13 protein-coding genes and 1 pseudogene are annotated in these 11,992 nt (G+C 69.7%); 9 read left to right on the top strand and 5 right to left on the bottom strand.

Translation table 11 applies throughout. From position 1 onward, the window contains the following. The first annotated feature begins 745 nt into the window (after nucleotides 1-745). A complete protein-coding gene (gene xerC / locus ACFV6D_RS37815) occupies nucleotides 746-1,444 on the top strand; it encodes a tyrosine recombinase XerC (protein ID WP_380563255.1) in 699 nt (232 codons plus the stop codon). A gap of 17 nt (nucleotides 1,445-1,461) precedes the next feature. On the opposite strand, the gene ACFV6D_RS37810 is transcribed toward xerC, so the two are convergent. Continuing rightward, on the bottom strand, nucleotides 1,462-2,439 hold the full coding sequence (locus tag ACFV6D_RS37810) for an AAA family ATPase (RefSeq protein WP_380563253.1): 978 nt from the start codon (nucleotides 2,437-2,439) through the stop codon (nucleotides 1,462-1,464). A 558-nt stretch (nucleotides 2,440-2,997) separates the two neighbouring features. On the opposite strand from ACFV6D_RS37810, the gene ACFV6D_RS37805 reads away from it, so the two are divergent. Together ACFV6D_RS37805 and ACFV6D_RS37800 are read left to right on the top strand one after the other, a co-directional pair. Continuing rightward, on the top strand, nucleotides 2,998-4,242 hold the full coding sequence (locus tag ACFV6D_RS37805; RefSeq protein WP_380495690.1) for a PP2C family protein-serine/threonine phosphatase: 1,245 nt from the start codon (nucleotides 2,998-3,000) through the stop codon (nucleotides 4,240-4,242). A gap of 248 nt (nucleotides 4,243-4,490) precedes the next feature. Then, entirely contained in the window at nucleotides 4,491-4,970 is a 480-nt protein-coding gene (locus ACFV6D_RS37800) for a DUF5994 family protein (RefSeq protein WP_380495692.1), read from the top strand. A 159-nt stretch (nucleotides 4,971-5,129) separates the two neighbouring features. Here the strand turns inward: ACFV6D_RS37800 and ACFV6D_RS37795 are convergent, their stop codons facing one another. Next, the gene (locus ACFV6D_RS37795; RefSeq protein WP_380495693.1) at nucleotides 5,130-5,369 is read right to left on the bottom strand and encodes a hypothetical protein; all 240 of its coding nucleotides are present in this window, start codon (nucleotides 5,367-5,369) and stop codon (nucleotides 5,130-5,132) included. After that, nucleotides 5,360-5,920: a DUF5994 family protein gene (locus ACFV6D_RS37790; RefSeq protein ID WP_380563251.1), complete on the bottom strand. Its 561-nt coding sequence runs from the start codon at nucleotides 5,918-5,920 to the stop codon at nucleotides 5,360-5,362. Before ACFV6D_RS37790 ends, ACFV6D_RS37795 begins: the two co-directional genes overlap by 10 nt. Nucleotides 5,921-6,088: 168 nt before the next feature. Here ACFV6D_RS37790 and ACFV6D_RS37785 point away from each other — a divergent pair, with 168 nt between their 5' ends. The 6 genes and pseudogenes from ACFV6D_RS37785 (at nucleotide 6,089) to ACFV6D_RS37760 (ending at nucleotide 10,245) form a co-directional block, all read left to right on the top strand. Then, nucleotides 6,089-6,403 carry a hypothetical protein gene (locus ACFV6D_RS37785; RefSeq protein ID WP_380563249.1) on the top strand — a complete coding sequence of 105 codons (315 nt, stop codon included), beginning with the start codon at nucleotides 6,089-6,091 and terminating at the stop codon, nucleotides 6,401-6,403. A gap of 631 nt (nucleotides 6,404-7,034) precedes the next feature. Further along, a complete protein-coding gene (locus tag ACFV6D_RS37780; protein ID WP_380563247.1) occupies nucleotides 7,035-7,316 on the top strand; it encodes a hypothetical protein in 282 nt (93 codons plus the stop codon). An 82-nt stretch (nucleotides 7,317-7,398) separates the two neighbouring features. Next, nucleotides 7,399-7,761: a hypothetical protein gene (locus tag ACFV6D_RS37775; RefSeq protein WP_380563245.1), complete on the top strand. Its 363-nt coding sequence runs from the start codon at nucleotides 7,399-7,401 to the stop codon at nucleotides 7,759-7,761. Nucleotides 7,762-8,262: 501 nt separating this feature from the next. Then, entirely contained in the window at nucleotides 8,263-8,541 is a 279-nt protein-coding gene (locus tag ACFV6D_RS37770; RefSeq protein WP_380487725.1) for a hypothetical protein, read from the top strand. A 608-nt stretch (nucleotides 8,542-9,149) separates the two neighbouring features. Beyond that, nucleotides 9,150-9,384, top strand: a pseudogene (locus tag ACFV6D_RS37765) (DUF4331 family protein); the annotation flags it as partial. Between the two features lie 435 nt (nucleotides 9,385-9,819). Further along, nucleotides 9,820-10,245: an Hsp20/alpha crystallin family protein gene (locus ACFV6D_RS37760; RefSeq protein WP_380495881.1), complete on the top strand. Its 426-nt coding sequence runs from the start codon at nucleotides 9,820-9,822 to the stop codon at nucleotides 10,243-10,245. A gap of 198 nt (nucleotides 10,246-10,443) precedes the next feature. Here ACFV6D_RS37760 and ACFV6D_RS37755 read toward each other — a convergent pair whose 3' ends face one another. After that, nucleotides 10,444-10,608: a hypothetical protein gene (locus ACFV6D_RS37755; RefSeq protein WP_380495883.1), complete on the bottom strand. Its 165-nt coding sequence runs from the start codon at nucleotides 10,606-10,608 to the stop codon at nucleotides 10,444-10,446. A gap of 207 nt (nucleotides 10,609-10,815) precedes the next feature. Next, a complete protein-coding gene (locus ACFV6D_RS37750; protein WP_380495885.1) occupies nucleotides 10,816-10,956 on the bottom strand; it encodes a hypothetical protein in 141 nt (46 codons plus the stop codon). Between the last annotated feature and the right edge of the window lie 1,036 nt (nucleotides 10,957-11,992).

Genomic DNA, 11,992 nt, shown 5'->3' with positions numbered 1-11,992 from the left:
CAGCAGGGGCCCATCACGCGCTCACTCGTAAATCGGGGTCTGGAAGAACATGGCAAAGACGTTACCCGGTTCCGTCGGCCCTGCACACCAACCTTTTCGCCGCCCCCCGTCGGCCGGGCCTTCGGCGAGCGCCCGGGGCCGGCCGGTTCCTTCCGGGATTCCCAGCACCGCCAGCACCCGCCAGCACCCGCCGGTCGTCGCCGCCCGCCCTGTCCAGATGGGCGTTGCTGGGCCGCGGGGGCGCTGCCAGTGGTCGCGAGCACACTGATGGCGTGAGAGGTCATCTCACTTGCGTCCCGCCGTTGCGGGACAACCCTTGGCTCGGGCAGCAGCGATTCACCTGCCGATTCCCGTTCCCGTGTCCTTTTGGCCACGCGGTGGACATCGCCCATGGGGAGAGGACACGGAATCCGGGATCCCACACCGCCTGCTGGCCGGCCGGGACACCCTTCGCTGCCACTCGCCAGCCCGGGCAGATCAAGTTCGACTACCCACTGGATACGGATGGTGATCTTCCGGACGGTGTGTCGTCTTGAGCGTGTCCTCGCCCGCTGGTCCTGACGTACCTCGCGCACCGCCCCGCACGCTCTGCCGCCACGCCCGGCCGAACGGCAAGCCTTGGACCAGGGTCACCGCGTTCAGGAAGGAGAAGCACATGGGACAGCGTGCGCAGCGGGGCAGGGTGTACCGGCGGTGTGGGTGCCGGGACGAGGGCGGGCGGCAGTTGGGTGCGTGGTGTGTGCGGTTGCTGGAGGAGGCGGGTCACGGGTCGTGGACGTACTGCGTTGACCTGGCGCCGGAGGACGGCCGGCGTCGTACGCGGCGTCGTGGCGGGTTCGCGACCGAGGCGGAGGCTGCGCAGGAGCTGGCGGCGGTGCTGGAGGGTGAGCTGAGCGGGTCGTACGAGGAGCGTCGTACCACCGTGGCGGACTACCTGCGGGAGTGGCTGGCCGCGCGGAAGGAGGATCTCACCGTGAACACCTATGCCGGTTACGCGGCGTACGTGGAGAGGGACCTGATCCCGGCGTTCGGGCGGTGCCGGTTGCTGGACCTGCGGCCGAAGCAGATCGAGGACTGGATGGCCGCTCAGCGGAAGGCCGGGCGGGGCCGGGTCACGCTGTACCGGGTGGTCTCGACGCTGCCCAACGCGTTGAACCACGCGGTGCGGTCGTGGCGGCTGAAGTTCAACCCGGCCGAGCACTGCGTGCCGCCCAAGCCCCGCGCGCAGGAGCGGACCTGCTGGACCCCGAAGGAGGCCGCGTCGTTCCTGCGGCACAACGCCGAGCAGTACGCCGACCAGCTGGCCGACCTGTTCGAGGTGATGCTCGGTACCGGCATGCGCCGCAGTGAGGTCCTCGCCCTGCACTGGTCGGACGTCCACCTCATGGACCGAAAGCTCTTCGTCCGCTGGACCCTGTCCGCCGTGGACAACGGTACGGGGTGAACCGCGACGGGGCCCGGTCAGGCATGGCGCAGCGCGTGCCGCTCGTCCAGTCCTTCGGTCAAGAGGTGTTGGTCGACCACGTCGTTGCCTCCGAGAATGGCGCGTTTGGCCGCGGATTCGGCGGCCTTGACCAGCTCGGCGTGGCTGAGCTGGTCGACCTTGGTGATCAGGTCGGACCAAGGTACGCCGGTGGTGTCCATTCCGGCTAGGCGTCGTTGCAGGATCTCGATCGCCTGTTCCGGGGAGGGTGGTGCGTAGTGGACGACGAGGTCGAAGCGACGGAAGAGTGCGCGGTCGAGGAGGTGGCGGTGGTTGGTGGCGGCGACGACGAGGCTTTCGGTGGGGGCTTCGTCGAGGAAGAGGAGGAAGGAGTTGAGGATGCGGCGGGCTTCGCCGACGTCGTTGCCGGCGGTGCGTTCGGCGCCGAGGGCGTCGAACTCGTCGAAGAGGTAGACGGCGCGGGTCTCGGCGGCGGCTTCGAAGACGGTGCGGAGCTTGGTGGCGGTCTCTCCCATGAAGCGGCTGATCAGTCCGTCGAGGCGGATGGTGAACAGGGGCAGGGAGAGTTCTTTGGCCAGTGCGGCGGCGGTCATGCTCTTGCCGGTGCCGGGCGGCCCCGAGAGGAGGATGCGGTGTACGGGGGTGAATCCGAAGCGTTCCAGGCGGGCGCGCTGGCGTTGCTCGTGCAGGACCTTGTCCAGGGGGGCGCGGACGTCGTCGGCGAGGGTCATGTCGTCGAGGCGGACGTCGGGGTAGCCGGCGGTGAGGAGGCTGGCGAGTTCACCTCTGGGCTGGACGACGGGTGTCGGGGCGAGCCTGAGGATCTTCTCGGCCCGGGCGGCATCGATGATCTCGCGGAGTTCGACGGCGAGCTTGCCGTGGCCCTGGCGCGCGGACTTCGCGGCCACCTGGAGGGCGATGCTGTAGAAGCGGTCCTCGTCGCCGGCGGCATGGGCGTTGAGGAGTGCCTTGAGGTGGTCAGCCGTGGCAGCCACGCACCTCACACTCCTCTTCAGCAGACCGGCCCGCCACTCTAGCGAGCGCCCCGGACAACCGATACCCACGGCGCGCGCTCCAGCGCCGTGGGTATCGTACGGCGGCATGGGCGCCCGCTCGACCGCGGGCCGGAAGGGCTCTCGGTCACCGAGCCTGCCACGCGAGGTGGACTCGGCGGCGCTGTCCTGTGAAGAGCTCCAGGCCTGGCGAGGTCCTCCGGCGAGCGGCGTAGCCACGCGTCGAACGGCTTCGGGACTGCGGCTTGGAATCGGGGGGTGGGGCGTCTCTGGCCGGTGCGCCGGTCAGAGACGCCCGAGCCTCGCGTCGGCAGCAGGAGTCTCGTCCTCCTCGGGGTCCGGGCGGAGCATGTCGAGGAGGTCGCGAGCTGCCCAGTCCGGGAGGGTCACTGCTGGCGGGATCTGGCTCGGGTGTCGCGGGGTGAGAGCCGGTGCGATGCTGAGACGGACAAAACGCCAGTGCGGCGCTCGCGTGGCCGCGTGGGGCAAGGCAGGAAAGCCGGCCGGCGAAGAGGGCCACTGCGGGGAATTGAGGTGCCCATGGCGGAATTGGCTCGGGAGAACCGCAGGGCCGCGGTGGACCGGTCGGAGGGCTTCGGTGAGCGGCTGCTGGGCCAGCTGCTGGACCGGGCTCACGAGATGCCGCCGCAGCTCATCGCCCCGCTGGTGGCGGAGGAGGTCCGCGCGATCGGTGGCCGGGACGTCTCGATCCTTCTGCAGGATTACGGCCAACTCATGCTGGTGCCGCTTCCAGGCAGGGGACTCACCGGTGGAGACCCGGTGCCCATCGACGGTTCCCGGGCCGGCGAGGTCTTCCTCCGTACGACCCCGGCCGAGCACCGTCAGGCCGACGGGATACGGATGTTCCTGCCGCTGTTGGACGGCAGTGACGAGGTCGGGGTCATGGCCGTCACCCTCGACAGCGTCGATGACGACGACCGCCGGTTACTACGGCGTCTCGCCGGGCTGGTCGCCGACATGCTGGTCACCAAGAACGGCTACACGGACCAGTTCTTCCAGGCGCGGCGCCGCGAGCCGATGAGTGTGGCAGCGGAGATCCAGTGGTCACTGCTGCCCCCGCTGTCGATGAACACCCCGCAGGTCGCGGTCGCCGGGATCCTGGAGCCCGCCTACAACGTCGCCGGCGACAGCCTGGACTACGCCCTGAACGACGACATGCTGCATCTGGCCATGATCGACGCGATGGGCCACGGCTTGAACGCCGCCGTGCTGGCGACCGTCGCCGTGGGCGCCTATCGGCATGCCCGGCGGGCCGGTGTCGGGCTCGCCGAGCTCTATGCGTTCATGGATTCCGCGATCGACGAGCAGTTCGGCCCGGACCAGTTCGTCACCGCGCAGATGATGCGCATGGACATCGGAACGGGCGAGCTGCAATGGGTCAACGCAGGCCACCCGGCACCGCTGCTGATCCGCGATCACCGGGTCATCCTGACCCTGGACAGCCCCGGCACCCTACCGGTCGGCTTCGGCGGTGCCACACCACAGATCAGCGTGCGGCAGCTCCGGCGCGGCGACCGGGTGCTCTTCTACACCGACGGACTCGTCGAGGAACACCAGAACGGCGGGGAAGAGTTCGGCGAGGAACGCCTGATCGCCACCATCGAGCGCGTCGGACCCGCCGGTGGAGGCGTGCAGGAGATGGTGCGGAGCCTCTCGCACACCCTGATGCGGGAGCGGGGCGGAACCACCACCGACGACGCGAGCCTCTTTCTGGTCGAATGGCGGGGCGGCACCGCCGACCACCTCGCAAACCCAGAACTGTAGAACACGATGCAGACCCGCAGCGGGGACCACACCTTTGACATGGGACGTCTCCGGCAACCTCGAGAGCGGGACGCCGGCGTCCTGCCACCCGGTCGGGAAGCCTCCACCAGCCGCCCTCTGCCCTCCCGGGTGGGCCCTGGCCCTGGCCGGAGTACGGTGGAAGAGCTCACCGTCTGCGGCATGCACAGCTTGGGGTACCCCGCTGCAGCACTTGGTCATCCGGAATGAGCCCGGGGTAGGTGTTCGACATGACCGCGTCCTTCGATCCCGCCGCCGACCAGCCCTCGGAGCCGGAACCACCGGTCCGGCTCCGGCTGACACCCGAGGGCACCACCCCCGGCCGGCTGGACGGGGCCTGGTGGCCCCGCTCGCACGACCTCCTACGTGAACTTCCCCCGCTGGCAGCAGCGCTGGACCCCAGGTGGGGGCGGATCACCCGGGTCACCGTGAACCCGGCGCACTGGCCGGTCATCCCCCGGCGGGTCCCGGTCGCAGGCCACGTCATCCACGTCGGGTGGTTCGACCAGGAGCAGGACGCAGACGAGGTGATGGTGTGCTCCTTCATCCCGCTACGCCTGGAACTCCTGGTGATTCCCCCCGACGCCGAGGCCTCCGCCGCCGAGAGGCTGATGACAACGGCGTCCGACCCGGCCAACACGCGCACCGGCACCGACCTCCTGACAGCCGCAGGTGTTCCGGCAGCAGACCGGCCGCAGACAGACGGATAACGCCGCCACCAGCGAACGGCACCACGCGGTTCGCCACCGGCTCCGGCTCATTTCGCATCGGGTCGAGGCGGTGGCGTGCCAGAGCGACTGTGCCGCCGCGTGGCCCCATGCAGCCCTGCGCCTCGCCGACCCCGCACTGGATGACCAGATCCGCGCGGCTCAGTACGCGGAGCCACTTCGCAGATAGGTGCCCGCGACCTCAAGCCACGCCCCAGGGCTGAAGCAAACCTCGACCGCGTGCGGAGTGTCTTCGAAGACGCGCAGGATCCGCAGTGCTCCGCTCGGATGAAGGTCGTACTCGTACGTGAGGCCGCCGGGGACGTCCTGGTACTGCATGTCCAACGGCCCCTTGGACGGCTCGGACGGCGACCTGGCCTCGGCCGAAAGTTTCACGTACACGGACATGTCTCCACCATGCCTTTCCTGCCACCCATACAACCCATACGGGTGGCGCCTCGGTCAGAACGATTCGCCGGAAGGCTCGGAGCCAATGCCGGTGGCGATGAGGATCCGCTGCGCCGAGTCGGTGCCGCCGGCCTCGACCGCCCGCGCCATGGGGGCGTGGGCCGCATCGAGGCTTGCTTGCGAAGGGATGACGAGCAGCGTGAAATGATCGCGATCACCCGCGTGATGATCATCGTGTCATCACCGACCGGGTTCCAGTTGATGTGCACGGACCGGCCGTCGACGACCAGAGGGGGCGGGATGTCGTCCCCCGCGTCCGCATTCAGGCCGGTGCTCGTGACAGGGCCCAGATGCTCGGTCAGCGCAGGGATGAGGCCGGGCAGCTCGGCACCGAGGTCACGGGAACGAGGCCACCACGCACCATCGAGTGTCCCCTCGCGCGACCGCGTCGGCTCCGGACTCAGCAGCACCGAACCGGGTTTTGCAGACTCGCGGAACCGGTCCGGCAGGAGCGCCGGGAACGGCGTGTCGGAGTCGTCCGCCATAGCCCGCCACCCATCTGCAGGCCCCGGGAAGAGCCCACTCACCAGGGAGGACGACGCCGCGGACAGCCAGCACCTGAACCACCCCGGTGTCCCCACCGTACTCCGACCGGTCATCGACCTCTCCAGGCCGACCGGCCGGCGCAGGCCGGAAGGCGGTACGGAGGAGCGATGGCGCGGCTCGGGGTGAAGGGCGATGACCGCATCGTCGACCTGTCGTGGTGGGAGAAGGCAGCGGCGCGTCGCCGTGAGGTCCGCGCGCCCGTGTCCACGATCCATCAGGTGAGCGTCGAGCCCGACTGGTGGCATGCCCTGCGCGGCGTGCGGGACGAGGTACCTGGATTCCCGGCGTCCTGCCACCGACAGACGGCGCCGGTCCGCCTCGTCGACGGCCCAGGCGAGCACCATGCGACTGGGGCGTTCGGGATCGACGCCGACCACTACGGGACGTTGTCCGCCGGGACTCATCATGTCTCCTCCCGTTGACAGGGAGCGGACCCGTCGGCACACCGCCTTGCGCGCCGCACCGGCGGGCCCTCGCCGGAAGCCGCATGCAACAAGTCCGCATCCGATCAGGTGGCCCCGGCCGATCGCGACGCCCACGCGGTCACCGGACGAGGAAGCGGACATTCTTTTACGGTATTCCCGAGCCGCTCGGACACCCGCCGGATCTCAGGGGAAAGAAACGTCCCGAACACGTGTAACCGCGCGATGGGATCGCACTGCAACTGCCACTTCGCAGAACAAAAGGCCGCCTCCGCATCTCTGCGAAAACGGCCCACGCCCTGCATAAACGCTGAACAACAGGATTTGCACCTGCGCCCCCCGGCACTTCAGTGACCCCGTCATCTCCCGACCGAAAGGCCGGGATGGGATATCGCGATCACGAGTCGCAGAATCAGGGCTCCTGCTCCACTAATCTGCATAATTACCTCCTCGCGATCGTCCTTCCGGTAAGTTCTCCGGCACCTTCCAGGTTACTCCGGGAAAGCGCGAATTCGGGCCTGCCAAGTGCACGAATACCAAACGCGTGGGTTCACCACCCCAGGCGGACCTGAGGGGCGACCTCCAGGTGGCCTGACAGTGCCGATCAGCCGGGTAGCGGCAGCACGGTCCGGTGTCGAGCATCGTGGCCATCAGCGACGGCGATCCGCCTCTGAGCAACGACGCGCACTGTCTCGACGGGACGGCGCGGGCTTTCAGCCGGAGTGTGGGCAGGGATTCGGATGGCACTATGCCGATGTCCCTGCTCGACTGGACCGTGACGGCGGTGTTCTCGGCCGACGGCGCGTTGCGGTACGCCCGCGAGACGGGCCCGGGCAGTGGAAATGTCGAACTGGACATGCGGTCCACATCGGACGTACTCGAGGCATACGGCAGTCCGGCACCGCCGCCGTAGCCCGTGGTCCCCCGACCGGATGACGTACCACAGTGCACATCGGGTGATCACGAGCGCATTGCCGGAAAGGGACGGAGGAGCGATGGCAAGGCTCGTGGTGGAAGGCGATGAGCTCGTCGCCACCCTGTCGTGGTGGGAGAAGGCAGCGGCGCGTCGCCGTGACGTCCGGGTGCCCGTGTCCGCGATCCGTCAGGTGACCGTGGAACCCGACTGGTGGCGTGCCCTGCGCGGCGTGCGCGGACGAGGCACGTGGATCCCCGGAGTCCTGTCCATCGGCACCCGTCCGCATCCCCAGGGGAAGGACTTCGCGGCTGTCCGTGCCCGAGGGCGCCGGCCCGTCGTATGCGTCGATCTGCAGAGTCCCTCGCCCTGCGCCCGCCTGGCCGTCACCGACCCGGATCCCGACGGCACCGCACGAGCCGTCCGAGCAGCCGCCGGCCTCTGACCGCTATGCGGATACGCGACCTGGAGGCCTGGCCGGTCGTGGGACGACGACGGCTACACCGTCGGCCTCCTCCCCCGGGACCGGGAGGAGCATCCCTGGAACGCCGACGCTACGACGTCGCCGGACTGCACCGGACCGGACCGCCGAACGCCTCGGGCTCCACGACTTACCGATCCTCCCAGTCAGCCGCCGAACCCGCTGCCGCAGGTGTCCGGCCTCACCCGCCGACTTGCCCGCCCATACGGCTGCGCCGCTACCCGGACGCACCGGACCCTCATCCGTGGGCCCGGCGCGTGTCCGGGCACAAGGGCTTGGCCGTGTCGGACACCCTGGAGTTCTCGGGCTATGTACCCATCGTTGATCCCTTCGTCGCACCTGCAGAAGCCCGGTCGGAGGTGATCCGGGTCGGGCACGGCTGCCTGTGCCTGGCGAATCACCGAACGCCCCCAGGGCCTGTGCGAGTCGGGTATTGGCAGCGGCGCCCTGGTCGCAGACGGAAGAATGATCCGTATGCAGGCGCAGTGGGTTTACCAGTTCCGGGACTGCCCGGACGCCGACGACGTCGAGGCCCTGGCCGAGGAAGAGAGTCGGCCCCGGCAGATCCTGGTGCGCGACCGCTCCGGCGCTGGCGGCCTGGTCGACGGATACGTCCTGCAGAGCATCGACGCGCAGGAGCGCACCGCCGTCTACATCTGGACTCAGACCGGCGCCCCCGACGCGGTCGCGGCCTACCTGCTGGAGTTCCTCGCTGAGGTCTGCCCCAGGGAGACTGCCTGGTGAGCGACGGCTTGGAAGCGGTCCACCCACACATCCGGTGCTTCCTCGATGCGAGTCGACGCGATGCTCCCTCGACTTCGCCGCAGGAGCGAGTACCCAGCGGCTCGCGGGTAACGGGTCAGCCGGCCGTGACGCCACGATCCGGCAGCTGAGTCAGGAGCCCGCCCTCCGAGCGCCGCCTGCCGATGGCCAGGGCACCGGCAACCGTGAGAACTGCCGCCATCGACCAGCGGCGGGTGAGGCCCCAGCGCTTCGCGGAGCGTGCCACAGGCCGGACTCCCGGATGGACTACCTCCGTAGACACTTCGGCACTACGCGTGATGACTGCATGAATGGCTTACCACCGTCGGTCGCGCACCAGACAGCTCCCCCCAAAGCCTCCCGAGGCCGCACGCATCGACTCGGGCCCCTCCCGGGGCCGCACGCCCGTTCACGTGGGAAGTCGCCCGGAGTGTCCTGCGCCCGAACGCAGGGGCGCCATCGTCCGCGAGGCCTGGCGGCCCGCTGCGGAACGCCGATCCGAGCCACCCGCCAGAGAGACGGACCATGCGCCTCCTCGTTCGCCCCGCCTGCCCGCGCTCGGGCGCCGCGCCGGGCGGCCGCTCGCCGGAATGGGCGTGCTCGCCCTCGCCGCGGCCGACGCGCTGGCCGGTCTCACCCCCGGTGTCCGTTCCGCCTCAAGCCACCGCGAGGCGCCGCTGATCGCGGGCGATCCGCGGGCCGACAACACCGACGTGTACGCCTTCGTCAGCCCCGACAAACCGGGACACCTTCACGTTGATCGCGAACTGGATCCCGTTTGAGGAACCCAACGGCGGGCCGAACTTCTACGCGTTCGCGGAAGACGTCACCTCAGTCCCTTGGAGGCCGCAAAGCATGGGGCGTCCCCAAGCCGGCGCTGAAGAACGCTGCGGAGCAGATCCGCCGGATCCGGGCTGGGGCTGCAGGTCATGGGAACCGCCCGTCAGCAGGAGGGGCTCAAGGTGATCTGGGGGGCTTGTGCCGTCGCCCGATGTCGGCCTGGCGGCCGAGCCGCGGCAGCGCGAACTCCCCGGTGGACGTACTCACATGAACCCGCGACCTTCGGACGGCAGCGCGCCAAGGGTCGCGCGCACCCGGCTCGCTAAAGTTGAGCGTCAGCTTGTCAAGAAAGCTCTGGCGTCGCTATAACTTTCTCGTCGAGGTGCCCAGGCGGGAGGACAGAGCCAGGCAGGTCCGGCGCCGTGGCGCCCGTGGGCACCCGTGACCGTTAGCGACTGTGAGGAGCTGATCCCTTTGTTGATGCGTACCGACTCCCTGCGCGGCCTGCGCGACCTCGACCGGCTCACCCAGCAGCTGGTCGGCACCGTCTCCCAGCCGGCGGGGATGCCGCTGGTCGCTTACCGCGACGGCGAGGTGTTCGTGCTGCGCCTGGACCTGCCGGGCATCGACCCGAAGACCATCGACCTGGACGTGGAGCTTAACGTCCTGACTGTGCGCGCGGAGCGCGCGTCCGGACTGCCGCAGGGCGCGGAGGTGCTGGCGGACGAGCGGGTGCTGGGCCGGTTCTCCCGGCAGGTGTTCCTGGGCGACGCGCTGGACACCGACCGGATCGACGCCGACTACGACCAGGGCGTGCTGAGCGTGCGCGTGCCGATCAGCGAGAAGGCCCGCCCCCGCAAGATCGCCATCACGGCCAAGGGCGAACGCGAGGCCATCTCCGCCTGACCGCTGCGATGCGGCTTCGATGTCCGCTCCCCGTTCCTGCCGCACCGACCGGCCGCCGCGCCCTGCCGGGCTTCGCTCGCCGACGCCGGCGAGTGCCCGTGGGCGCGGCCCGGCCTCTCCGTGCGGGCCCGGACCTCTCTCCTTCGGTCCGGGCTCGCGCGGCGGGCCGCGAGCGGGCCGGCCGGTGCGGTGAAGTCTTCAGCGGGCCGCCCGGCCCCGGGCGCGGTCGCGGTCGCGGCGGTGGGCGCGCACGGTTGACCTATGGGCATCGTGGTTCTGCTGGAACTGGTCGAGCCGCTGGACGCTCTCATCCTGGGGATCGGTGGCGATCCGGTCGACGCCCTGTCGGTGCGGCGGGTCCATGCCGCACCCTCGGATCCGGATGCACCCGGCGGGCTGGGGCGCTCACCGTGTGCGGTATGGGCACCGCGGCCATGGTGGTCGACCGGTGGAGTCCGCAGCGGCCGGGGCAGGGGTGGTATCCGCCGCGCTGGGCCGGGTACTTGTGCCTGACCTGTGATGCCGCCACCCGTGCCCTCTGATCCGGCGGTGGGGCGGGCCGGCGCGGTCCTATCGGGCCCCCGGCGGGCGGTCGCTGTGCTGCCGGGTGGTGTCGAGGGCGGCGCGCAGGGCGGGCAGGTCCGTGATGGCGGCCTGTTCGGCGAAGCGGGCCAGCAGCCGGCGCAGGACCCGCTCGTCCCGATCGTGCACGGCTTCGGCGATGGCCGTCGCTAGCGCCGCCTGGGTATGGGGGTCTGGGGTGCGCTCCTGCCGCGCGGCCTGCGGCCCTTCCACCGCTCGCCTCCCGTTCACTCGTGATCCCTGGCCGCTGGACGCGGCGTCCTCCGTCACGGCGCGGCTGCGGCGACCGGCCGCCCAGCCCCGTGCGGGGCGAAGACTACCTCCCCGACCGGCACCGAAAAATCTGTGCCCGCTGGAGTAGACATTGCCGCGCACCGTGGTTAGTGTTTCTCTCGTAGCAAGCCGCCAGACACGAACTGGCGGGCAGAAGTTCGCAGGTCGGCACGGTTTGCAGGGTCCTGAAGCCAGGGATGGTGCAGTAAGGCGACGGGACCGGTGGCCGGGCCGGGCGGCCCGCAGGTATCAGGGGCCGCTACCCAGCGGTACCGCAGTTCAGCAAGGGCAGTACGCAGTACCCAGCAGTTGAGCAGGACGCGGGACACGCCGGGCAGGTGGGCGTGAAGAAGGCGGCGCGGTAGCAGAGTCCCGGAGCCACAGCAGGTGCAGGACGGTGACGGGACTGGCGACCGGGCCAGGTGGCCCGCAGGCATCAGGGGCCGCCACCGAGCGGTACCGCAGTTCAGCAAGTGCACTACTCGTAGGTGAAGTTGAGTTCGGCAGTATCGGCAGTCGCAGTGCGCGGTACCCCAGTGAAGGCGCCCAGACTGCGGGCGCGCGCGCTGGGAGTCCGGCAGTGGGGTTCCAAGCCGAGCGGTTGAGCAGGACGGGCAACGGGGCTGGCTGCCGGAGTCGGCGGGACCGCCAGGGACCGCCGTAGCAGTACCGGGTAGTTGGCACTACCACGCAGTTCGCATTACCGCAGTACCCGTGTGAGCAGTACCGAGCAGGTCGTATTACCACGCAGTTGGAAGTACCGCAGTTCGCAGTAGCCGGCCCGTACAGAGGATGAATGGAGGGACAGCGCGCCATCAGGATCGCCCGGCCCGTGAGGAAGTCGCCCGGGCGGATTCCGAAGACCCCAAGGCAAGGACGGTGGTTTCCGGTC

Origin of the sequence: Kitasatospora sp. NPDC059812 (assembly GCF_042732075.1) — a bacterium.
In the GTDB taxonomy this organism is placed as follows: domain Bacteria; phylum Actinomycetota; class Actinomycetes; order Streptomycetales; family Streptomycetaceae; genus Kitasatospora.
This window is presented reverse-complemented; position numbering and strand designations above follow the sequence as displayed.